Annotated in this window: 18 protein-coding genes and 2 tRNA genes; 13 read left to right on the top strand and 7 right to left on the bottom strand. The window is 66.7% G+C overall.

The features are described 5' to 3' along the window. Positions 1–41: 41 nt before the first annotated feature. Positions 42–2,066, top strand: coding sequence for an FAD-dependent oxidoreductase (locus tag ACIQ09_RS08670; RefSeq protein ID WP_398308231.1), 2,025 nt, complete (start codon positions 42–44; stop codon positions 2,064–2,066). Between the two features lie 178 nt (positions 2,067–2,244). Here ACIQ09_RS08670 and ACIQ09_RS08665 read toward each other — a convergent pair whose 3' ends face one another. Genes ACIQ09_RS08665 through ACIQ09_RS08655 form a run of 3 tightly spaced genes read right to left on the bottom strand, consistent with a single transcriptional unit; the run spans position 2,245 to position 4,174 of the window. Beyond that, entirely contained in the window at positions 2,245–3,273 is a 1,029-nt protein-coding gene (locus tag ACIQ09_RS08665) for a type I glyceraldehyde-3-phosphate dehydrogenase (protein WP_398308229.1), read from the bottom strand. 47 nt (positions 3,274–3,320) lie between these two features. Beyond that, complete coding sequence (locus ACIQ09_RS08660) at positions 3,321–3,734, bottom strand: DUF6691 family protein (RefSeq protein WP_398308227.1); 414 nt, start codon at positions 3,732–3,734, stop codon at positions 3,321–3,323. Further along, a complete protein-coding gene (locus ACIQ09_RS08655; protein ID WP_398308225.1) occupies positions 3,731–4,174 on the bottom strand; it encodes a YeeE/YedE family protein in 444 nt (147 codons plus the stop codon). The genes ACIQ09_RS08660 and ACIQ09_RS08655 overlap by 4 nt, the downstream gene beginning before the upstream one ends. A 309-nt stretch (positions 4,175–4,483) precedes the next feature. Here ACIQ09_RS08655 and ACIQ09_RS08650 point away from each other — a divergent pair, with 309 nt between their 5' ends. From ACIQ09_RS08650 to ACIQ09_RS08640, 3 genes are all read left to right on the top strand, one after another. Further along, positions 4,484–5,308, top strand: coding sequence for an HD-GYP domain-containing protein (locus tag ACIQ09_RS08650; RefSeq protein WP_398308223.1), 825 nt, complete (start codon positions 4,484–4,486; stop codon positions 5,306–5,308). Positions 5,309–5,391: 83 nt separating this feature from the next. Beyond that, positions 5,392–6,414, top strand: a complete 1,023-nt coding sequence (locus tag ACIQ09_RS08645) for an LLM class flavin-dependent oxidoreductase (protein ID WP_398308221.1) — start codon at positions 5,392–5,394, stop codon at positions 6,412–6,414. Next, positions 6,411–6,641 (top strand): DUF3820 family protein, encoded by a 231-nt coding sequence (locus tag ACIQ09_RS08640; RefSeq protein ID WP_398308219.1) that lies wholly within the window; start codon positions 6,411–6,413, stop codon positions 6,639–6,641. The genes ACIQ09_RS08645 and ACIQ09_RS08640 overlap by 4 nt, the downstream gene beginning before the upstream one ends. Before the next feature lie 28 nt (positions 6,642–6,669). On the opposite strand, the gene ACIQ09_RS08635 is transcribed toward ACIQ09_RS08640, so the two are convergent. Next, the gene (locus ACIQ09_RS08635; protein ID WP_398308217.1) at positions 6,670–8,472 is read right to left on the bottom strand and encodes an SLC13 family permease; all 1,803 of its coding nucleotides are present in this window, start codon (positions 8,470–8,472) and stop codon (positions 6,670–6,672) included. A gap of 345 nt (positions 8,473–8,817) precedes the next feature. Between ACIQ09_RS08635 and ACIQ09_RS08630 the strand changes: the two genes are divergently transcribed. Then, complete coding sequence (locus tag ACIQ09_RS08630; protein WP_398308215.1) at positions 8,818–11,379, top strand: chemotaxis protein CheB; 2,562 nt, start codon at positions 8,818–8,820, stop codon at positions 11,377–11,379. Next, on the top strand, positions 11,369–12,352 hold the full coding sequence (locus ACIQ09_RS08625; protein WP_398308213.1) for a sensor histidine kinase: 984 nt from the start codon (positions 11,369–11,371) through the stop codon (positions 12,350–12,352). The genes ACIQ09_RS08630 and ACIQ09_RS08625 overlap by 11 nt, the downstream gene beginning before the upstream one ends. A 15-nt stretch (positions 12,353–12,367) precedes the next feature. On the opposite strand, the gene ACIQ09_RS08620 is transcribed toward ACIQ09_RS08625, so the two are convergent. The 3 genes from ACIQ09_RS08620 to ACIQ09_RS08610 all read right to left on the bottom strand — a co-directional run bounded on the left by ACIQ09_RS08620 (position 12,368) and on the right by ACIQ09_RS08610 (position 14,199). Continuing rightward, entirely contained in the window at positions 12,368–13,702 is a 1,335-nt protein-coding gene (locus ACIQ09_RS08620) for a helix-turn-helix domain-containing protein (protein WP_398308211.1), read from the bottom strand. A gap of 223 nt (positions 13,703–13,925) precedes the next feature. Further along, positions 13,926–14,002 (bottom strand) — tRNA-Met (locus tag ACIQ09_RS08615). 123 nt (positions 14,003–14,125) lie between these two features. Beyond that, positions 14,126–14,199, bottom strand: a tRNA-Thr gene (locus ACIQ09_RS08610). Positions 14,200–14,344: 145 nt separating this feature from the next. Here ACIQ09_RS08610 and ACIQ09_RS08605 point away from each other — a divergent pair. The 7 genes from ACIQ09_RS08605 (at position 14,345) to ACIQ09_RS08575 (ending at position 22,216) form a co-directional block, all read left to right on the top strand. Continuing rightward, positions 14,345–15,907, top strand: a complete 1,563-nt coding sequence (locus ACIQ09_RS08605) for a histidine kinase (protein WP_398308209.1) — start codon at positions 14,345–14,347, stop codon at positions 15,905–15,907. After that, positions 15,904–16,545 (top strand): response regulator, encoded by a 642-nt coding sequence (locus ACIQ09_RS08600; RefSeq protein WP_398308207.1) that lies wholly within the window; start codon positions 15,904–15,906, stop codon positions 16,543–16,545. The genes ACIQ09_RS08605 and ACIQ09_RS08600 overlap by 4 nt, the downstream gene beginning before the upstream one ends. 228 nt (positions 16,546–16,773) lie before the next feature. Beyond that, positions 16,774–18,546, top strand: coding sequence for a diguanylate cyclase (locus tag ACIQ09_RS08595; RefSeq protein ID WP_398308205.1), 1,773 nt, complete (start codon positions 16,774–16,776; stop codon positions 18,544–18,546). Positions 18,547–18,591: 45 nt separating this feature from the next. Further along, on the top strand, positions 18,592–18,927 hold the full coding sequence (locus ACIQ09_RS08590; RefSeq protein WP_398308203.1) for a hypothetical protein: 336 nt from the start codon (positions 18,592–18,594) through the stop codon (positions 18,925–18,927). Continuing rightward, positions 18,924–20,120, top strand: coding sequence for a hypothetical protein (locus ACIQ09_RS08585; RefSeq protein WP_398308201.1), 1,197 nt, complete (start codon positions 18,924–18,926; stop codon positions 20,118–20,120). The genes ACIQ09_RS08590 and ACIQ09_RS08585 overlap by 4 nt, the downstream gene beginning before the upstream one ends. Positions 20,121–20,134: 14 nt before the next feature. Then, the gene (locus ACIQ09_RS08580) at positions 20,135–20,842 is read left to right on the top strand and encodes a type II secretion system protein (RefSeq protein WP_398308199.1); all 708 of its coding nucleotides are present in this window, start codon (positions 20,135–20,137) and stop codon (positions 20,840–20,842) included. Between the two features lie 96 nt (positions 20,843–20,938). After that, entirely contained in the window at positions 20,939–22,216 is a 1,278-nt protein-coding gene (locus tag ACIQ09_RS08575; protein WP_398308197.1) for an adenylate/guanylate cyclase domain-containing protein, read from the top strand. The last annotated feature ends 15 nt before the right edge of the window (positions 22,217–22,231 follow it).

Here is a 22,231-nt window from a genome sequence, read left to right as displayed (position 1 = left end):
TCTGAAATGCGCGGCACAAGCATAAATGGAGACCGCCGCCCATGACTCGCCCCTCGCCCTACCCGCACCTGCTCGCCCCCCTAGACCTGGGTTTCGCCACCCTCCCCAACCGGGTGCTCATGGGCTCCATGCACACCGGCCTGGAGGAGATGGACCACCCCTTCGAGCGCATGGCGGCCTTCTACGCAGCGCGGGCACGCAATGGCGTCGGCCTGATCGTCACCGGCGGCTTTGCACCGAATCGCGACGGCGGCATCCACCAGGGCAGCTCGGTGCTCGACAGCGAGGCCGAGGCCACCCGGCACCGCATCATCACCGACGCCGTACACGCCGAGGGCGGCCGCATCTGCCTGCAGCTCCTGCATACCGGACGCTACGCCTACGGCCGCCAGCCGGTGGCCCCCTCCGCGATCAAGGCGCCCATCAATCCGGCCACACCCCGGGCCCTCAGCGAAGACGAAATCCTCCAGACCATTGCTGACTACGCCCGCAGCACCACCCTGGCCCGCCAGGCCAGCTACGACGGCGTCGAGGTGATGGGCTCGGAGGGCTATCTGATCAACCAGTTTCTCGCCCCCGGCACCAATCTCCGGGACGACCGCTGGGGCGGCAGCTTCGAGAACCGCTGCCGTTTCGGGCTGGAAGTGCTGCGCGCCGTGCGGGCCGCCGCCGGCCCCGACTTCATCCTCATCTTCCGCCTGTCCCTGCTCGACCTGGTGGAGGGCGGCAGTACCTGGGACGAGGTCGAAGCCTTCGCCAAAGCCGCCGAAGACACCGGCATCAACCTGCTGAACACCGGCATCGGCTGGCACGAGGCACGCATCCCCACCATCATGAGCAGCGTGCCGCGGGCCGCCTTCAGTGCCTTCAGCGCCCGGCTGAAGAAGGTGGTGAAGCTGCCCGTGATCACCAGCAATCGCATCAACGACCCCCAGGTGGCCGAAGACATCCTGGCTCGCGGCGACGCCGATCTGGTGTCCATGGCCCGCCCCTTCCTGGCCGATACCGCGTTCGTGGCCAAGGCCGCCGCTGGCCGCGCCGACGCCATCAACACCTGCATCGCCTGCAACCAGGCCTGCCTGGATCACATCTTTGCCGGCAAGGCGGCCTCCTGTCTGGTCAATCCGGATGCCTGCCGGGAGTACGAGCCCGCCGCTCCGGCCAGCACCGCGGCAAAAAACGTGGCCGTGGTGGGCGCCGGCCCGGCAGGGCTGGCCGCAGCCACCACCCTGGCCGAGCGCGGGCATCGGGTCAGCCTGTTCGACGCGGCCGAGCACATCGGCGGCCAGTTCAATTACGCCCGCAAGATCCCGGGCAAGGAAGACTTCGCCGAAACCCTGCGCTACTTCCGCACCCGCCTGCGCGAGCTCGAAGTGACGCAGCAGCTGGGCCGCACGGTGCAGGCCGACGACCTCGCCGGCTTCGACCACGTGGTCCTGGCCACCGGGATCATCCCGCGCCGTCCGCCCATCCCAGGCCTGGATCACCCCAAGGTTGCCAGCTACATCGACGTCATCGAGGGGCGCCACCCGGTGGGTCGCAAGGTGGCGCTCATCGGCGCCGGCGGCATCGGCTTCGACGTGGCCGAACTGCTCACCCACCCGGGCGACAGCCCCGACCCCATCGCCGCCTACCAGAATGAATGGGGCATCGACGCGGCCTACACCGACAACCGGGGCGGCCTCACCCCGGCACGCATGCCGGCGCTGGTACGCGAGCTGTGGCTGCTCCAGCGCAAGACCGGCAAACTGGGTGCGGGGCTGGCCAAGACCACGGGCTGGGCGCGCGGCCTCCTGTTGAAGAAACGTGGCGTGCACATGCTTGGCGGGGTGGAGTACCTGGGTATCGACGACGCCGGCCTGCACATCCGGGTAGACGGACAGGACCGCCTGCTGGAGGTGGATACCGTCGTGCTGTGCGCCGGGCAGGAGCCCCGGCGGGAGCTGGCAGAAAGCCTGGTTGCCGCGGGGACGCCCTTCACCCTGGTGGGCGGCGCCGACGTCGCCGCCGAACTGGATGCCAAACGGGCCATCTGGCAGGCCACGGAGTTTGCCCGGCAGTTCTGAGCGATCGCCTGACAAGCGTCTGCACCGCTTCTCCCGTAGGGGCGACTTCAGTCGCCCACCACACGCGGATCAGAGGCAGGCCGTCGATTGAACCGCGGGCGACGGAAGTCGCCCTTACAGTCCCTCCAGCAAACGTCATACCGCCGTTGCAAGGGCTCGGTGCGTCCGGCAGCCCGAGCTAACGCAACATGCGCCGGCCCCAGAAGTCCACCACGTCGATCATGCGGTTGGCAAAGCCCCACTCGTTGTCGAACCACACCAGCAGGTTGAGCAGGCGATCACCACTCAAGCGCGTCTGGCCGCCATCCACGATGGCCGAGTGCGGACTGTGGTTGAAGTCGATGGAGGCATGGGGGTGATCGGTGTACATCATGCGCCCCGCGCCGCCGCCTTCCGCCGCCGCCCTCAACAAGGCCTTCACCTCGGCCGCAGTGGTGCCGCGGCGCAAAGTCGCCACCAGGTCGATGGCCGACACATTCACCACCGGCACCCGGATCGCCTTAGACTCGATACGCCCGGCCAGCTCGGGCAACATGCGCTGCACGCCCCGGGCCAGCCCGGTGGATACCGGGATCATCGACTGCATGGCCGAACGGGTGCGGTGCAGGTCGGTGTGGTGATAGCCGTCGATCAGGGGCTGGTCGTTCATCACCGAGTGCAGGGTGGTGAGCATGGCGTGATCCAGCCCGAAGGCCTCATCCAGGATGGACAGTACCGGCACGATGGCATTGGTGGTGCAAGAGGCCGCCGAGACGATGCGCTCCGTCCCGCTGAGCAATTCGTGATTCATGCCGAAGACGATGGTCTGATCCACGTCCTCCGCCGTCTGCCCCGGATGCGACAGCAGCAGACGCCGGCAGCCGGCAGCCAGAAAACGCTCCAGATCCTGGCGCAGGCTGTAACGGCCGGATGCCTCCACCAGCACGTCCACCCCCAGCTCGCCCCAGGCCACGCCCTCCGGCGTATCCGCATGAAAGACCGGGATCGTCCGTCCGTCGATGCGCAGGCTGCCCGGCCCCACCTCCACGGTGCCCGGGAAACAGCCATGGGTCGAGTCGAAGCGCGTCAGGTAGGCCATGCTCTCCAGGTCGGCCGGCTCATTGATGGCCACCACCTCGAAGTGCCCGCGCACCGGCGAGGCCAGCAGAGCCCGCAGGAAACACCGCCCGATCCGTCCGTAACCGTTGATTGCAATCCGCAAAGCCATGCCCGTCATCCTGTCCTGTCCGCCGGCCGCCACCTGACGGCCGGGCCTTACGTCCGCTGCAGATCCAGCGCACCGAAACGATTGCCGATGACCATGCCAAGGCCCATCGCCACCCCGTAGCCGAGCGCCTCGGCACTGCCGGCGCTGGCGGCCACCAGGGCCGGCCCCGGGCAATAGCCCGAGAGCCCCCAGCCAATCCCGAACAGCACGCTGCCCACGATCAGGCGCCCCTCCACCGGGCCGTGGGGCACAGCCGGATGGCGCCGCCGCGCCAGCTGGAACACGGGCAGGGCCACGGCAATCGCCCCGCCCATCACCAGCGCCAGCGACGGGTCCCAGCGCCCGCCCACATCCAGAAAGGCCTGTACCTTGGCCGGATCCATCATGCCCGAGACGATCAGGCCAAGACCGAACAACAGCCCGGCCACCAGCGGCACCACCCACCCCACCAGGTGGCTCATGCGGCCTCTCCCGACAGAACCCGCAGCACGGTCACGGTCACCATCCCCGACGCCATGAAGCACAGCACGGCCACCAGCGAACGTGGCGACAGGCGCGACAGGCCGCACACCCCGTGGCCGCTGGTGCACCCGCGGGCAATGCGCGTGCCGTAGCCGGTCAGCAAACCGGCAACGAGGAGCAGCGGCCACGACACCGGGAAGCGCGCCTCACCCGTGGCACCGGCCAGGCCCGGCACCACCCAGGGCGCCGCCAGCAGCCCGGCCAGGAAGGCCAGCCGCCAACCCAGCCCGTCGCGGGCACCGTTGAGGACCTCTCCGAAGATTCCGCTGATGCCGGCAATCCGGCGGGTGCCGATGACCAGGATCGCTGCGGCGAGTCCGATCAACGCCCCACCGCCAAGGGACGCCATGGGCGTGAACTGAGCCCAGTCGATGGTCATCCGAAAAACCTCCACAGTAAGCCGGCAGGCCAGCCCGAAAATACGGCCCTGCATTCGAAAGGCCGCGAGTGTACCCCGGACCGGCCCATCCCACCCACCCCGGCAGCGCAGCACACACCGACCGGCAACACCACTCAAACCTGACCGGAGGGGCTCGCCCGTGTGCCAAAAAGTTGGCGGCCCCTTTAACAACATCTCTTTTTGTGTCGAATTTAACGTATTTGACGTTTAGACATGAACTACATTGCACGGGAGCTCCCAGCCACCTCCGGAAACCGCGCCCCACACGGGTCTGCTCCGACAAACACCATGAACCAAGCCACCATCACCGCCGACATCTCCCCCGCGCAGCAGGTCGAACGCCTGACCCGACAGCTGGAGGAAGCACAGCGCAATAACGCAGCAACCCGCATCCAGCTGGAACAGGCGCTGGGGCGAGCCGAAGCCGTTCAACGGGAGCGGGACCGGGCCGTCAGCACCATCCGCAAACTCCACAAAGAGACCTTTTTTGATCTGGCCCGACGGGCCGAAGAGCGGGATGGCGAGTCGCCCCTGCACACCGCCCGGATCGGCGCCTACTCCGGTCTGATCGCCGCCAGCCTGGGCTGCACCGCAACCTGGTGCGCGCTGCTCGAAAACGCCGCCCAGCTGCACGACATCGGCAAGATCGGCATCCACGACAGCATCCTCAGCAAGACCGGCCCGCTTACCACCGAAGAGTGGCGCCTGATGCGCGAGCATCCGCGCATCGGTGCCGCCATCATCGGCCAGTCGGACGAGCCTCTTCTCCAGCTCGCCGGCGAGATCGCCATGACCCACCACGAACACTACAACGGCGCCGGCTATCCACTGGGGCTGAGCGGCCGGGAGATCCCTCTCTCCGGGCGCATCGTCGGCATCGCCGACTTCTTTGACGCCCTCACCCACGATCGCAGTTACCGCAAGGCCCTGCCCGTGGACACCGTGCTGTCGATGATCCGGGAACGCATTGGCGAGCAGTTCGACCCCCACGTGGTCGGCGCCTTCCTGCGCGTTGCCGACCAGATCAAGGCCACCCGCCAACGCTTCGTGGAACAGGAGCGCCTCTTCCAGGCTACCGCAGGTTGGGACGGCGACTGGTGGATGCTGGCCTGAACTCCGCCACGACGATGGGCCGTCAGCACGGTATCCGCCGGAAGGCTTCCCTGCTGCAGGGCTTCTGACGGACACTGACGGGCATGAACGCGCCCACCTCACAGCCCACGCCCCTCTCCTTCCTCGACCTGGTCGCCGTCCGTGAAGGCAGCACCGTGGCCGAAGCCCTGGCCATCGCCCTGCGCACGGCCCGCCACGCCGAAGCCCTCGGCTTCGCCCGCTACTGGCTGGCCGAACACCACAACATGGCCGGCATCGCCAGCTCGGCCACCGCCGTGCTGGTCGGTCACATCGCAGGCGGCACCCAGACGATCCGGGTCGGCTCGGGGGGCGTCATGCTGCCCAACCACGCCCCGCTGGTGGTGGCCGAAGCCTTCGGCACCCTGGCCGAGCTCTACCCCGGGCGGATCGACCTGGGCCTCGGGCGCGCCCCCGGCACCGACGGACTGACCATGCGCGCCCTGCGCCGGGACCGCATCGAACGGGAAGAAGACTTTCCGCGCGACGTGGCCGAACTCCAGCACCTGCTGGCGCCGGCCGAACCCGGCCAGCAGCTCATCGCCATGCCCGGCGCCGGCACCCGGGTGCCGATCTGGCTCCTCGGCTCCAGCCTCTTCTCGGCACGCCTGGCCGCGGCCCAGGGCCTGCCCTACGCCTTCGCCTCCCACTTTGCGCCACGCATGCTGCTGCAGGCCATCGAACTGTACCGTCGGGAGTTCCGCCCCTCGGCGCAGCTCGCCGCCCCCTACGTGATCATCGGCGTCCCGCTGATCGCCGCGCCCAGCGACGAAGAAGCCGAATTTCTCGCCAGCAGCACCTTCCGTCGCGTACTCGGCATCCTGCGGGGCGACCGGCGGCGCCTGCAGCCCCCGGAAGAGAACTTCATAGCCGGGCTGCACCCGGAAGAGCGGGCTGCCATCGCCGACTTTCTCGGCGCCGCCGTCATCGGCGGGCCCGACACCGTGCGCCATGGCCTGGCCCGCCTGCTCGCCGCCACCGCGGCGGATGAGCTGATGCTGGTCTGCGACATCTTCGACCCGGCCCTGCGCCTGCGCGCCCTGGACCTGGCCGTGGCCGCCCGCGACGCCCTGACGCCCCGGCCGTGAACCCCGAGGACCTGCAAGCCCTGGTCGATCAGAGCATGCCCTACGGCAAGTACAAGGGGCGGCGGCTTGCCGACCTGCCCGGCCACTACCTGGCCTGGTTCGCCCGGGAGGGATTTCCGGCGGGCCGGCTGGGCCACCTGCTGGCCCTGATGCACGAACTCGATCACAACGACCTGCGCGCCCTGCTCGGGCCCCTGCGCTCAGCCCCCCAAGATCACACGGGATAGCCAGTGGCAGGGGCTGTCGGCACCGGACTCAGGACTGAAAGGGCCAGAACAGCGGAATCAGGACGCTGCACAGAAGCCAAGTGATGATGTTCATGGGAATCCCCAGCCGGGCAAAATCACTGAAACGATAATTGCCGGCGCTATAGACAAGGGTATTGGTCTGATAGCCGATGGGCGTGGCAAAGCTGCAGCTGGCCGCGAACATCACCCCGACCACGAAGGGGCGCGGATCCACGCCCATCTGCTGGGCCAGGCCGATGACCACCGGCGTGAACAGCACGGCGATGGCATTGTTGCTGAGCAACTCGGTGGCGATGGAGGTGATCAGGATGACCAGGGACAGCATCATCCATGGAGACAGCCCCTGCCCCAGCTCGGCAAGCTGCACGGCCAGCATGCGGTCCAGGCCGGAGCTGCGCATGGCGATGCTGATGGCGAGCATGCCGAAGATCAGGATCAGGATGGGCCATTCGATGGACTTGTAGGCTTCGTCGCTGGTAATGCAGCCCGTGAGCACCACCACCGCCGCACCGATCAGGGCCAACCCCTCGATGGGCATCACGTCCAGGGCCGCCAGCAGCATCACCCCGACAATGGTCCCCAGGGCGATCGGCGCCTTGTGACGGCGACTGGCCAGCTGACGCCCCTCGGTGAGGGCAAAGAGATCACCGTTGTCACAGAAGCGCTTGATCTGGGCCGGCGTGCCTTCAACGAGCAGCACATCGCCCACCTGCAGCTGAAAGTCGTCGCCGATCTCGGAGAAGGAGGCGTCGCGCCGATGCACCGCAATCAGGTGGATGCCATAGCGGGTCAGCAGATCCAGATCGCGGATGGGGCGCAGCACGTAGCGCGAGGTCTGGCCGACAATCGCCTCAAGCATCACCACGTCCCGGCGCCGCAGGGTTTCCAGGTCATGATCGCCGGCCTGGGGCTGCCCCTGCAGGCCCACCAGATCGGTACTGCGCAAAGCCATCACAGCACTGCTGTGGCTGTGCACCACCACCCGGTCTCCCGCCTCGAGGCGGGTTTCCGGCTCCGGATTGGCAAGCTCAGCCTCACCCCTCACCAGATTGAGCACCTGGATGGTGTCGTCGCTCAGGCGGGCCTCCCTCAGTGTCCTGCCCACCAGACGCGAGTTGTCGGGCACAAACAGCTCGGTCATGAACCAGCGCTCCCCGCTGCCGGTGAACTGCTGGGTCAGGGTCTCGCGCACGGGCAACAGGCGTGGCGCAAAGATCAGCATGAACACCAGCCCGACTGCTGCCATGACCAGCGCCGGCAAGCTGATCTCGAACATGGAAAACGGCGCCAGCCCCTGGGCCCGCGCCACCCCATCCACAAGGATGTTGGTAGACGTCCCCACCATGGTGACCAACCCACCGAGGATGGTGGCGTAGGAAAGCGGGATCAGCAGGCGCGACGGGGCCAGCCCGCGACGGCTGGCCACCGCGATGACCGCGGGGATCATGACCATCACCACCGGCGTGTTGTTGATGAAGGGCGACACCAGCAGGCAGGTCAGCATCAGCGCCGCCAGCAGGCGCCGCTCGCTGCCCCCCGCTGCCACGGCCAGCCACTCGCCGAGGGTGTCCACACAGCCGGTGCGCGACAGGGCACCGCTGATGATGAACAGGCAGGCAATGGTGATCGGCGCACTGTTGCCGAACACCCCCAGCACCTCCCGGGATTTCAGCAGCCCCGCCGCCAACAGGATCGCCACCGCCCCCATCACCGCCACATCGGGCTTGAGCCACTCCCGCAGAAAAGTGACGAACAGACCGACAAGGACAAGACCGACAAAGGTCGCGGCGTAAGCGTCAGGGATCAGCATGGGGGGGCACATCCGGCACATTCAGGAGGCCGGAGCTTAGCGTCAGGGCCGGCGCTACCAAATATCAAATCCGGGAATGCTTATTCACTGGAGTGCAAAAACCCAGAGTGCCACCCCGTAACGTGCGGCAGCGCACCGACCACGCTGCGGCCTCAGCACATTCTGGAACTGCGAGGCGTATCCTGTGGCGACTCATCCTGACAAATGACTCGGATCAGGGTCATCGGTAGAAGCGGGGTGGCGTGAGATAGTCGTGCCCCCCGTTCATAGTGCCCCCATTAAAATACGGATCTCCGGAGCCGGCCCGTGCCCCGCAATCCATACTCCAGTCCGGCGAGATCACGAATGGCCCTCCCACATCCGCCACACACGCCCCATTCGGGAGCCCCGGACAACGCCCCCAAAACCGACTTACCGATTGTCGGGATCGGCTGCTCCGCAGGTGGTCTGGAAGCCCTCGAAGTCCTGTTGAGTCATACCCCGGCAAACAGCGGGATGGCCTTCGTGGTGGTCCAGCACCTCGACCCGGATCACACCAGCAACCTGCCTGCCCTGTTGCAGCGGGCCACGCCCATGCCGGTGCTGGAGGTCACCCGCACCACCACGCTGCAGCCCGACCACGTCTACGTCATCCCCCCGAACAAGGATCTGTCCGTCCTGCACGGGGCCCTGCATCTACTCGAACCTTCCGAGAAGCGGGGGCTGCGTCTGCCTATCGACTTCTTCCTGCGCACCCTGGCTGACGACCGCCAGCACCGGGCCATTGGCGTGATCCTGTCGGGCATGGGCTCCGACGGCGTGCTCGGCCTTGCCGCCATCAAGGAGAAAGGCGGCCTGACCCTGGTCCAGCCCCCCACCGAGGCCAAGGCAGGCAGCATGCCCGAGAGCGCCGTCAAGGCCGGCGTGGTGGATATCACCGCCCCGGCTGGCGAGCTGGTGAGCGCCATCATCCGCTTCATCCGGCATTTCCCGGCAGGCCAGGCCATCGACAGCCCGGTCGGCACCAGTGACGCCGACACCCTTGCACAGATCGTCGTGCTGCTGCGCAACCGCAGCGGCAACGACCTGTCCCTGTACAAGCCAAGCACCCTCTACCGGCGCATCGAACGGCGTATCGCGCTGCTCCAGATCGAAGGGATTGCCGCGTATGTCCATTACCTGCGCGACAACCCCCAGGAACTCGACCTGCTCTTCAAGGAGCTGCTGATCGGCGTGACCAACTTCTTCCGCGACCCCGCGGTGTGGGATTACCTGCGCGACACTGCCATTCCAGCCCTGCTCGCCCACCACCCGGACGGCGACGCCCTGCGCGCCTGGGTGCCTGCCTGCTCGACCGGCGAAGAGGCCTATTCGCTGGCCATCGTCTTCAAGGAAGCCCTCGAACTGCACCGGCCGGAGGCCCACTTCACCCTGCAGATCTACGCCACCGACCTGGACGTGGATGCGGTGGACCAGGCCCGCAAGGCCCGCTACCCCGCCAACATCGCGGCCGACGTCTCGGCCGAGCGACTGGCCCGCCATTTTGTTGCCGAAGACGGTGGCTATCGGGTCAACCGAAATCTGCGCGAGATGGTCATCTTCGCCACCCAGAACGTGGTTTCCGACCCGCCCTTCACCAAGCTCGACCTGCTCTCCTGCCGCAACCTGCTGATCTATTTCGGGCAGGAGCTACAGAAAAAGGTCATCCCCCTCTTCCACTACGCACTCAACCGCAACGGGCTCCTGGTGCTGGGCAGCGCCGAAACCATCAGCGGCTTCACCGACCTCTTTGCCCCCCTCGACAAGAAGACCCACATCTTCAGGCGCATCGAGCAAAGCGCCCGGGCCTCGTGGCTGGACTTCCCGGTGCGGACACCGGCCTCGGCACCAGCCAGCCCCGACAACGGGCACGTGGATTTCAGGGACAGCCTGGAATACCAGACCGACCAGCTGATCCAACAAAACTACGCGCCGGCCGCCGTGCTGGTCAATGGCGACGGCGACATCCTCTACATCAGCGGCCGCACCGGAAAATACCTGGAGCCCGCCGCCGGCAAGGTCAACATCAACATCCACGCCATGGCCCGCGAAGGCCTGCGCGAAGCCCTCGTGGGGGTGATTCGCAACGCCCTGCACCACCCCCAGCCCATCCACCTGGACGGCCTGCAAGTGGAGGTCAATGGGCAGCTGCAACGGGTCAACATCACGGTTCAGGGCATCGAAAAACCGGAGCCCCTGAGCAACCGCGTGCTGGTCGTGTTCACCGATGTGAAAGCGCCCGTGAGCGGACAACGGCACCGCCGCAACGCGGTCTCCGACCGGGAGAGTGCCCTGCTGCTGGAACTGAACCAGCTGCGGGAGGCCCTGCGCATCAGCCAGGAAGAGATGCAAGCTTCGGCCGAGGAATTCAAATCGGCCAACGAGGAGCTCCAGGTCACCAACGAGGAGCTCACCACCTCGAAGGAAGAGCTGCAGTCCATGAACGAGGAACTGCAGACCATCAATGCCGAGCTGCAAGCCAAGGTGGACGACCTGACCTGGGCCCGCAACGACATGACGAACCTGCTTAATAGCACGGAAATCGCCACCGTCTTTCTCGACAACGAGATGAAGCTGCGGCGCTACACCACCTACGCCACCCATCTCTTCAAGCTCATCCCCGGCGACGTGGGCCGCCCCCTCTCGGACATTGCCACCGACCTCAGCTACCCCGAGCTGCAAACCGATGCGCTCGCCGTACTGACCACCCTGGTGTTCTGCGAGAAACAGGTGCAAACCCGGGACGGGCGCCACTACCAGGTGCGCATCATGCCTTACCGCACCCAGGACAACGTGATCGACGGGGTCGTGGTGACCTTCATCGACATCACCGCCACCAAGCAGCTTGAAGCCCGGCTGCGCAAGCGCGAGGCACGCCGTGAGCACTGACCCCGATCTGCGCCAGCGGGCCGAGGCGCGCCTGCAGGACAAGGGCACAGCCGGCCATCCCGAAGACATCGCCACCCTGCGCCTGGTGCACGAACTCCAGGTTCACCAAATAGAACTGGAGATGCAGAACGACGAGCTGCGTCGTGCCCATGCCGAAGCCGAACAGGCACGCCAGCAGTTGAGCGCCCTCAATGCCCGACTGGAAGCCCTTGTCACGGAACGCACGGCGGAACTCCTCGCGGCCCGTGATGCCGCCGAAACCGCCAATCGGGCCAAGAGCAGCTTCCTGGCCAACATGAGCCACGAGATCCGGACCCCCATGAACGGGATCCTCGGCATGGTCTTCCTGCTGCGCCGCAGCGGCATCACTGACGCCCAGGCCGAAAGGCTGGACACCATTGAAACCGCCAGCCGCCATCTGCTCCGGCTCATCACCGACATCCTGGATTTCTCGCGCATCGAAGCCGGCCGGATGGAACTGGAACAGGCCGACTTCAACCTGGAGACACTGCTGGCAGAGACCGTGGGCATCGTCTCCGCCAACGCCACCGCCAAGGGCCTGCAACTCCATACCGACCTGCATGGCCTGCCCGCCGTCCTGCACGGCGACAGGCTCCGCCTGGCCCAGGCACTGCTCAACTACCTGGCGAACGCCATCAAATTCACTCCCCACGGAAGCGTCAGGCTGACGGGCCGGGTGGAGGAAGAGGGAGCCGACGACATGCTGCTGCGCTTTGAGGTCAGCGACACCGGCATCGGCATGAGCGCCGAGCAACAGGCTCGACTCTTCCAGCCCTTTGTCCAGGCGGACGAAACGACCACACGCAAGTTCGGCGGTACCGGGCTGGGCCTGGCCATCACCCGCAAGATTGCCCGCCGCATGAGTGGCGATGCAGGTGTAATCAGCGCGCCCGGAGAAGGCAGCACCTTCTGGCTGACCGCCCGGATGGGCAAGGGCTTGAGCCCCCCCTGAGCGCCGGTTGCACGCCTACTGAAGAACGTCCTGCGCACCCCGCACGTCCGGCCCCGCCTGCGGCGGCTGCGCTGCAAGCTGAGGCAATCTTTTGTCGATGGCCTCCATCACCACCATGCGGCACTCGCCCCCGGCCTCGTCGGCAACGGCTTCAATCCGGGCACGCAGCGCCGGCCGATGGGCCGTCTGCGCCAGTATGATCTCGCACTTGCTGCGGTTCCTGCCACCAAGCACCTCGCCCACAAAGGCATTGAACCTGGGCAGACAGTCAGGATTCACGAAGGCGGCAAAGCGCAGCTTGCCCATCTGCGAGCGCTTGATGCCGAGCATGATCGCCCCCGCCAGGTTGATCTGCAGGATGCTTCCCTCCGCATCCAGGGTCACATAGCCGACCGGCGCAAAATCGTAAAGATCAGCGTACTTCTCGCGCAGGGAATCGGCCTCATCGTAGGCGTGACGCAACTCCTCGTTGTGCATTTCCAGCTCGATCTGATGCACCTGCAGCTCATGCAACAAGTGGGCGGTATCCCACTGCCCGCTTACCAGCCCGGGGGGGCTCTGGCGGAGGCGCGCCTCGGCGCGCTGGCGCAGGGTTGCCGGATTCGGCCGGGGGCGCTGCCTCGCCAGGCTCGTCGTCACCAGGCCAAACAGGCGCGCGTATTCAGCCCTGACCACTGCGTAGCATTCGCACACCCGAGCCTCCAGGCCCGGCCGATCAGTTACGGTAATGTGGCCTCGCCGATACAGGATCAGCCCCGCGGCCTGCAGCTTTCCGGCCGCCTCGGTCACGCCTTCGCGGCGCACACCGAGGAAGCTGGAGATCATCTCCTGGGTCACGTCGAGCACCGTGCCGGGAATCTGGTCAAGGCTCTGCAGCAGCCACCGGCACAATTGCTGATCGACCGAATGGTGCCGGTAGCACAGGACACTCTGGGCCATCTGGGTCATCACTGCCTGGATGTAGCACAGGCAGAGGCGTCGCAGACTCCCCCCCTGGTCCAGCTCCCAGCACACCACTTCTGAACGCAGGCGATAGGCCTGCCCCGACCGCTGCACGATCACCTTGTAATTGCTGGTTTCTCCGCCGAGCACCAGGGGAATGCCCACCAGCCCGTCGCAACCGGTCATCGCCAGCTCGGCAGAGGCCCCATCGGCCCCCGTAGCAATTCGGGAAAGAATGCTAGACGTTGGAAAGTACACATAAGGCTGATTACCGCCGGATTGATGCACGATCTGGCCTGCGGCAAGCGCAACCCACTCCAGGTCGTCTTCCAGGCGGGAATACTCGTCTGCGGGCAGCGCCGCAAGAATGCGGTTCTGCCGCGGCGTATCGTGCAACTCACTGGACATCCCACTCCCCCCGTCCGGGACGCGCACGCGACGGTCGTCGACATGTCAACTTCCCTCGAGGACAGCATAGACCTTAAAACCTGTCGTGTACGTGCGGTAGCACACCTTGACCCGACCAACCGACCGGGATGAGGTCCGGTCAAAGGGCTCAATCCGGGGGCCGCGTGAGCAGATATGGCAAAAAGGCCCGATCACCGGAGCAATCGAGCCTTTTTGTTGAATCTGGTTGCGGGGGCAGGATTTGAACCTGCGACCTTCGGGTTATGAGCCCGACGAGCTGCCAGACTGCTCCACCCCGCGTCTGGAGGGGGCGAATACTATGCGCAATTCGCAGAAACGCCAAGCTATTTTTTCGGCGCCGGTTTCAGGCTCCTGAAAGCACATGGGCCAACCCGTGCGGGTCAGCCCATGTGCTGATCATTCTGGTGCCCCCTGACGGAATCGAACCGCCAACTGATGATTACAAGTCAACTGTTATACCACTTAACTAAGGGGGCCTTGCCGGGGCGCCTGAAGCGCTTTCCGTGATGCAGGTGCATGGACGGAAAAGGCTTCACTGCACTATCCTTGAAGAAGGCGCAGGCCCGAGCGAGGGCCGGATTATAAACAAACCGACCCAATCACGCAGCCTTCCGAACACGCATGTCTCCTGCCATCAAGCCGGACGCCCCCCAGGAGGATCCGGAAAGCCCCACCAAACCGCCGATTCGCCTGCTCTTCATCGAGGACTCGGAGAACGACGTCCTGCTGCTCCTGCATCACTTCCGCAACGCCGGCTACGCGCCCACCTTCCGTCGCGTGGCGTCATCCAACGAAATGCGCGAGGCGATGGAGCGGGAGCGCTGGGACCTGATCCTGTGTGACCACAACCTGCCCGGCTTCAGTGCCCAGGGCGCCCTGCGCCTGACCCGCGAACTGGCCCTCGACCTGCCCTTCATCATTGTCTCGGGGGTGATGCAGGAAGACGAGGCGATCGCCGCCATGCGCGCTGGCGCCCACGACTACCTGAGCAAGAACAAGCTCGAGCGCCTGATCCCTGCCGTTGAGCGGGAACTGCGCGAAGTGTGCAACCGCCGCGAGAAACGCCAGGCGGAGCACACCCTGCGCCAGAGCGAGGCACGCCTGCGCGCCCTCACCGACAACATCCCCGGGGTGGTCTTCCAGATGGGCTACACCCCTGAGGGCACCCTCGGCTTCCAATACCTCAGCGAGGCAGCGGCCATGCTCTTCGGCGCGCCGGCCGAGGAGCTCATCGGCGGATCGGCCGGCTGGATGACCTGGCTGCTGGACGAAGACCTGCCTGGCTTCATCGACGCCGCCGCCAGCTCGGCCGACAACCTGTCCACCCTCAACTGGGAGGGGCGCATCCAGTTGCCCACGGGGGAACAGAAGTGGATCAACCTGCGCAGCTCACCACGCCTGTCCGAATGCGGCAAGGTGGTGTGGGAAGGGGTCATGTGGAACATCACCCACAGCAAGCACGTGGAAGCCGACCTGCGCGAATCCCGCAGCCAGCTGGCCGCCCTCTCCAACCACCTGCAGCGCATCAAGGAGGAAGAGCGCGAACGCATCGCCCGTGACGTTCACGACGTGCTCGGCGGCACCCTGGTGGCCATGAAGTTCGAGATGTCCCTGCTGGAGTCCAAGCTCGACACTCAGCTCGCCCAGGCCAGGGAACGGGCCCGCAACGTCGGGCGCATGGTGGATGACGCCATCGCCACTGTCGGCCGCGTGACCCGCGAGCTGCGCCCCGGCATCCTCAAGGATTTCGGTCTCGCCGCGGCCATTGAAAGCCAGGGGGAAGACTTCGCCCAGCGCACCGGCATCACTTGTAACATTCTTTGCACCGACCACGACCTGGACCCGGACTACGATACAGCCTTGGCCCTGTTCCGCATTTTCCAGGAAGCGCTGACCAACGTCAGCAAGCACGCACGGGGTAGCGAGGTGAATGTTCGGTTGATGCAGGAGGGTGACGAAGTGGTCCTCGAGATTGCCGACAACGGCTGCGGCCTGGCTGCCGCCGACCTGCAGAAACCCCGCTCCTTTGGCCTGCGGGGAATCCGCGAACGCATGAGCAGCCTCGGCGGGCGTCTCGACCTGAGCCCCGTCGCGCCCCACGGCACCCGCCTCGTGCTGCGGGCTCCGCTTCTGCCAGGCCAGACCGAAGAGCCCCAGAACAACAACAGGAGTGCCCAACGATGAGCAAGCCCATCCGAGTCCTGATCGCCGACGACCACGCCATCGTTCGGCAGGGCCTGCGCCAGATCCTCTCCGACACGCCCGATCTCACCGTCGCCGGCGAGGCCGAGAACGGCGTCCAGGCGGTGCAGATGGTGCGCGCCGGTGAATGGGACGTGGTCCTGATGGACGTCTCCATGCCCGACCGCAACGGCATTGACGCGCTCAAACTCATCAAGAAGGAGTTCCCGCGGCTCCCGGTACTCATCCTCAGCATGTACCCGGAAGAGCAATACGCCATCCGCGCCCTCAAGGCCGGTGCCGCCGGCTACCTCACCAAGCAGAGCGCCCCGGACCTTCTGGTCACCGCCATCCGCCAGGTGGCCAGCGGCAAGAAGTACGTCAGCCCGTCCCTGGCCGAGGAACTCGCCAACGCCATCGGTGAAGACACCGAGCGCCCGGCCCACGAGAAACTCTCCGACCGGGAATACCAGACCCTGTGCATGATCGCCTCGGGCAAGACCCCCACCGAGATCGCCGAAGCCCTCAACCTGAGCGTCAAGACGGTGAGCGTGTATCGTGCCCGGCTGCTGGAGAAGATGCACCTGCGCAACAACGCCGAGCTCACCCACTACGGCCTCAAGCACGGACTTGCCGAATAGGGCAGGCCAACGGCCGCAACGCGGCGTCCCCCGGTTGGGGCCACCTCCTTCTTCAATGCGCGCCAGCGCATTTTTTTTCGGCTTTCTCCGGCCGCGGGGCTCAAGCCAGGGGCCAAATCGCCGATATCCAAAAGGATTTTCCCAAGAAACGCTTTAGAGCCTGCACGGCATCGCTTCACCGCAGGACGCCGGATGATTCAACGCTTCCCAGCCCCACGCCGACCCAAAATGACCGACACCAGCCAACCCTCGGAAGTCGCACGTGAAACCCTGCGCCAGCTCGCGCTGCGGCGGATCGCCCCGACCCCGGACAACTACCGTGCGCTCTACCACGAGATCGCCGGTTCGGTGGCCGAAGACGTCTTTCCCGAACGCGCGCTCAAGCTGATTGCAGCGGCCCTGCCCCGCAACAACCACGAATCCCTGCGCCTTGTCCGCGACTTCGAAAGCGCGGTTGCCCAGTCTGACTGGAGTGCCCTGCGCAACGTACTCAGCGAGGGCTTCGCCCGAAGCGAACAGCTCGATCTCAACTGGGGAATCCTGCTGCGCGACCTGATCGCCGAATGGGACAGACGCCAGGCCGGACTGACCCAGGCCCGCAAGCGCGACATGCTCGACCGCGTCCTCAGCGCCTCCGGCAACAACCCGGAGAAGCTCCACGAGCGCCTGCAGGGCCTGCTCCGCGCCTGGTCCCGCAACGGGGAGGACGAGCTACCCGGCAACGCACCGGCCACATCGGCGGCATCCGTCCCGGCACCGGCCGAGACCACCGAGGCGGGCGTAGCCTCTGTCAAGCAGGAGGGTTCAAGCACCGACAGGGCCTTTGCCGACATGCTGGCCACGCTGCTGGCCAGCCTCGCCACCCAGATTCGTGTCAGTGATCCTGAACTCGCCGGCGAAGCCGAAGCCCTCGCCGATGCAATCCGCTCCAGCCCCATGCCGGCGCCCCTGCGCGAGCGCCTCGACCGCCTACGCGCCAGCCTCGACTGGGCCGCCGAAGACCAGCACGCCCTGCGCGAGGCCCTGCAGCGGATCCTCCACCTGATCCTCGACAACATCAGCGAACTCGTCGTAGACGACCGCTGGCTGCATGGCCAGATTGTCCTGATGGGTGAAATGTTCGACCACCCTCTGGATGTGCGCATCCTCGGCGAGCTCGAAAACCGGCTGCGCGACGTGATCAGCCGCCAGGGCGCGATCAAGTCCGAACTCAGTGACGCCCAGGCCCGCCTGAAGGAAATGCTGGCCCGCTTCGTGGACCGCCTGGGTGATTTCTCCGAATCCACCGGCGAATACCACGACAAGATCGAGAAATGTGCCGAGCGCATCGTTGGTGCAGCCGACATCACCGAACTGACCGACGTGATTGCCGAGGTCATGCGTGAAACCCGCACGGTGCAGGAATCCACCCGACGCTCCCGCGAGCAGCTCCACGAACTGCAGGAACGGGTCCATGACGCCAACAGCGAAATCAGCAGGCTCCAGTCCGAACTCGAGCAGACCAGCGAGCTGATCCGCCACGACCCCCTCACCGGCGTCCTCAACCGCAAGGGGCTGGACGACGCCCTGTCCCGCGAAACGGCCCTGGCCCGGCGCCGGGGAACCGGCCTGTGCCTGGGCCTGCTCGACGTGGACAACTTCAAGCAGATCAACGACAACCACGGCCACCAGACCGGCGACGAAGCGCTCCAGCACCTGGTCGAAGTCGTCCGCGACAATGTGCGTCCCCAGGATTCGGTGGCTCGCTACGGCGGCGAAGAGTTCGTCATCCTGCTGCCCGACACCAGCCTCGACAGCGCCGTGGCCACCCTGGTGCGGCTCCAGCGCGCACTCACCAAACGCTTCTTCCTGGCCCGCGAGCAAAAGCTTCTGATCACCTTCAGCGCTGGCGTGGCCGAACTGCGTGACAGTGAAACCCCGGAAGACGCCATCGACCGGGCCGACAAGGCCATGTACATCGCCAAGCGCTCCGGCAAGAACCGGGTCATCGCCGCCGCCTGAACGCACCCGGCCCAGGCGGCCGGTTTATGCTAAATTCGTATCGAAATGACATACACATCGATACGAGCGGGACTGGCGCTGCTCGCCCTTCTCCCCGTCACCTCGCTGCAGGCCGCCCCCCTCGGGCGGCTCTTCTTCAGCCCGGCCGAACGTCACCACCTTGACCGGCAACAGGCCGCCCCCCGTCCGCCGGCACCCCCACCGCGGCTGGACGGCATCATCACCCGCAGCGATGGCGCACCCACGCTGTTCCTTGACGGCCAGGCCACCGTCGTCCGGCCTGGACAGGTCCGCATCCGGGACGCCAGCGCCCAGGTGAGCACAGCCGACGGACGCCAGCACCGCCTGCGGGTGGGCGTCCCCCCTCCCGACGCACCGTGAATTCCTGCCAGCGCCGCCAGCAGGGCATGATCCTGCCCGCCTTCGTGCTGCTGCTGTCCCTGGGCGGGCTCGGCTGGCTGCTCTCCGGCCAGGACAGCCCCGCCGACCGGGCCGCCCGCCAACTGGCCGCCGATCGACGCACTGACCACGCCCTGCAGGTCGCCCGGGAAGCCCTTCTCGGCTTCGCCGCCAACTACCGCAACAAGGAACACCCCAACGCCGACTTCGGCTACCTGCCCTGCCCCGATCTGGACGGCGACGGCTCATCGGAAACCTGCGGCGGCCAGGGGCAGCTGAGCGTAGGCCGGCTGCCCTACCTCACCCTCAACCTGCCCGATCTGCGCGACGGCAGCGGAGAATGCCTGTGGTATGCGGTCTCCGGAGCCTTCAAGAACAACCCCAAGGCTGACGCCGTCAACTGGGACAGCACCGGCAGCTTCCGCCTGCTGGACAGCGATGCCCGGGTAATCGCCCTGCCCGGCGACCAGGCCGGCCTGGCGGCGGCCCTGGTCATCGCCCCCGGCCGCCCCCTTACCGGCCAGCACCGCAGCCCCGGCCCCGGGCGTTGTGGTGGCGACCCGGAAGCCCGCCTCGTCGAGGCCTATCTCGAGAGCGTCGGCGCCACCACGGGCGCCGGGCCCATCGACGTTCCCACCCTCCGCCCCGACAGCAATGACCGCTTGGCGGCCATCGACACCAGCGACATCTATCGCCAGTTGAAGAGCCGTGCCAGCTACGGTCCCCACCTGCAGAGAGTCTTCCAGGCCCTGGCCGACTGCGTGCTCACAAGCAAGCTGCCCAGCCCGGTCGGCGGCCAGGCTCATGGCCCGGTGCAGCTGGGCCGGCTGCCCGCCCTCGACAAGCTGCAGGGCCCCTGCCGCAACCCCGATCTCCGCGACCCGGCTGCCAACTGGGCCGGGATGATGCGCTACGCCCGCTGCACGAGCGGCACCGCCTGCCTGGCCGGTATCGGCCAGGCCTGCCGGGGCGCCCTCATCTTCGCAGGCGAACGCCAGGGCAGCCAGCGCCGGCTCGGCCCTCAGGAACAACAGGGCATCGACGCGTACCTGGAGGACAGCACCCTGGCCGCGCTGAGCGCAGGCCAGCTCACTGCCCTGCCGGCGCAGATCCAACTCCCCTTCGCCACCCGCCACCAGCCTGCCGCTGGTGATGTGGCCCTCTGCCTCCCCTGAACCCGCCCAGAGCCATGCCGAACCCGCGTTTGAACCGCCATGCCAGCCCCGGCTTCACCCTCGTCGAAATGGCCGTGGTGCTCCTCATCCTGAGCCTGCTTGCCGGCAGCCTCGGCGCCGGTCTGTCCAGCCACCTTGCCCGCCGGGCCGAACGGGCCACCGACGATGCCCTCGACGAGGCCCGCGACACCCTGCTCGGCTATGCCCTGCGCAAGGGCCACTTTCCCTGCCCCGCCAAGAGCCCGCAGGACGGCGCCGAGGATCGCAGCGGCGGCAGCTGTGCCCGACATGTGGGCCTGCTGCCCTGGGCCACCCTTGGTATTCACGGTATGGATGGATGGGCCCACCGCCTGCGCTACGCCATCACCCCCGCCTATACCCGCAACATCGTCAACGTGGACGACGGCACCATCGAGATGGTCACCCGTAACCTGGACGGTGCCGAGCTCAAACTCACCACCGCCGGCGGCCTGACCCCGGTGGTCATCCTGTCCCACGGCCCCAACGGCCTCGGCGCGGTCGCCGCTGACGGCAGCCTGTTACCTGCACCGCTGACGGGCAGCGACGAAGCCCGCAATACCGACACCAGCGGCCGCCTGTTCGTCAGCCGTAGCCTGTCCGAAAACCCCGGCGCGCCGGGAGGTGCCTTCGACGACCGGGTCAGCTGGATCTCCCCCAACCTCATCGCCCACCGCCTAATCGGCGCCGGCCGCCTGCCCTGAAGACACAATTTCCCACACTTCGGGTGCAAGCCACCCTTGACCCCCGTTGCCTGCGGGCATGACACTCGGGCCGGTTCAACCACCGCGTGTCATGCCATGCCGGTCATCCGGTTCCTTGCCCTTCTCAGCCGCCTGATCCACGCCGGCGCGCGCCCGGAGGACGATGAAGAGCAGCGCCTGCGCCTCTCCCTGCTCAACCTGGCCAGCCTGCTGTTCGGTCCCGCCGCACTGATCTGGCTCCTCATCGGCCATCAGCTCGACACCGGCTTCACCGCTGCGCCCGGCGCCCTTGTGCCGCTGCTGGTCCTGCTTAATTACGCCCTCTTTCCCTGGCACCGGCACTTTGCGCGCTACCGGGGCAGCCAGCTCGGGCTGATGCTGATCTTCCCCCTGCTCACTCTGGTCAGCCTGCCCTCCACGCCGGCCACCTCGGGCCTGGCCCTGTGGGCAGTCATCGCCCCCGCCTGCGCCCTGCTCACCGTCGGCAACGCCGCCTCCAACCTGTGGTTTATCGGGTTCCTGGGGCTCACAGCGCTTTCTGCCAGTCTCGGCCCCCAGGCGGGCAGCCCCCTGTTCATGGCGCTTCACGTCATCCTGGTGTCCGGCGTGCTGTATCCCCTGCTGCGCTTCGCCCTGCGTCAGCGGGGCAAGACCCGCGCCCGCCTGGCCGCCGCCCACCGCCAGCTGCGCCGCGAACAGGAGCGCTCCGAGCGCCTGCTGCTCAACATCCTGCCGGCGCCCATCGCCGCACGCCTCAAGGAGCAATCCGGAACGATCGCCGACGGACACCCCGAGGTCGTAGTGATGTTTGCCGACATCGTCAATTACACCCGCATCGCCAGCGACATGCCGCCGAAGAAAGTCTTCGCGCTACTCAACCGGATCTTCTGCCGTTTCGACGAACTTACCGAAGAGAGAGGCCTGGAGCGCATCAAGACCATCGGCGACGGCTACATGGTGGCCGGCGGGCTCAACGCGCACCCCCGCGAGCCCCACGCCGCCGCCGCCTCGTTAGCCCTGGCCATGCAATCCACCCTGCGCGACCCGGCCATCACCGACAGCCTCGAGCTTGAGCTGCGCATCGGCATCGCCTCCGGCCCGGTCGTGGCGGGCGTGGTGGGGCGGGGGAAATTCATCTACGACCTGTGGGGCGACACCGTCAACCTGGCCTACCGGCTGTGCACGGAAGGCGAGCCCAGCGCGATCCAGTGTGACGGCCAGATGTTCGAACGGCTGCGCAATACCTTCGTCTTCGCCAAGCCCCTGCTGCTCTTCCTCAAGGGCAAGGGCTACGTCCCGGTGTATCGCCTGCGCAGCCCGCGCATCTTCGCCGTCAGCCCGGCGGCACGGCGGCGCACACCGGAAGCGGCCTGAGGGCGCCCTCAAGCG

It is taken from the genome of Zoogloea sp. (assembly GCF_044344315.1).
Taxonomy (GTDB): Bacteria; Pseudomonadota; Gammaproteobacteria; order Burkholderiales; family Rhodocyclaceae; genus Zoogloea.
Note: the sequence above shows the minus strand (reverse complement) of the source record. Positions and strands in the feature narration are given on the sequence as shown.

Bases quoted from the DNA above. Each gene is read 5' to 3' on its own strand.
- ACIQ09_RS08670 (WP_398308231.1), top strand. From the start codon at position 42: ATGACTCGCCCCTCGCCCTACCCGCACCTGCTCGCCCCCCTAGACCTG.
- ACIQ09_RS08665 (WP_398308229.1), bottom strand. From the start codon at position 3,273: ATGGCTTTGCGGATTGCAATCAACGGTTACGGACGGATCGGGCGGTGT.
- ACIQ09_RS08660 (WP_398308227.1), bottom strand. From the start codon at position 3,734: ATGAGCCACCTGGTGGGGTGGGTGGTGCCGCTGGTGGCCGGGCTGTTG.
- ACIQ09_RS08655 (WP_398308225.1), bottom strand. From the start codon at position 4,174: ATGACCATCGACTGGGCTCAGTTCACGCCCATGGCGTCCCTTGGCGGT.
- ACIQ09_RS08650 (WP_398308223.1), top strand. From the start codon at position 4,484: ATGAACCAAGCCACCATCACCGCCGACATCTCCCCCGCGCAGCAGGTC.
- ACIQ09_RS08645 (WP_398308221.1), top strand. From the start codon at position 5,392: ATGAACGCGCCCACCTCACAGCCCACGCCCCTCTCCTTCCTCGACCTG.
- ACIQ09_RS08635 (WP_398308217.1), bottom strand. From the start codon at position 8,472: ATGCTGATCCCTGACGCTTACGCCGCGACCTTTGTCGGTCTTGTCCTT.
- ACIQ09_RS08630 (WP_398308215.1), top strand. From the start codon at position 8,818: ATGGCCCTCCCACATCCGCCACACACGCCCCATTCGGGAGCCCCGGAC.
- ACIQ09_RS08620 (WP_398308211.1), bottom strand. From the start codon at position 13,702: ATGTCCAGTGAGTTGCACGATACGCCGCGGCAGAACCGCATTCTTGCG.
- ACIQ09_RS08605 (WP_398308209.1), top strand. From the start codon at position 14,345: ATGTCTCCTGCCATCAAGCCGGACGCCCCCCAGGAGGATCCGGAAAGC.
- ACIQ09_RS08600 (WP_398308207.1), top strand. From the start codon at position 15,904: ATGAGCAAGCCCATCCGAGTCCTGATCGCCGACGACCACGCCATCGTT.
- ACIQ09_RS08595 (WP_398308205.1), top strand. From the start codon at position 16,774: ATGACCGACACCAGCCAACCCTCGGAAGTCGCACGTGAAACCCTGCGC.
- ACIQ09_RS08590 (WP_398308203.1), top strand. From the start codon at position 18,592: ATGACATACACATCGATACGAGCGGGACTGGCGCTGCTCGCCCTTCTC.
- ACIQ09_RS08580 (WP_398308199.1), top strand. From the start codon at position 20,135: ATGCCGAACCCGCGTTTGAACCGCCATGCCAGCCCCGGCTTCACCCTC.
- ACIQ09_RS08575 (WP_398308197.1), top strand. From the start codon at position 20,939: ATGCCGGTCATCCGGTTCCTTGCCCTTCTCAGCCGCCTGATCCACGCC.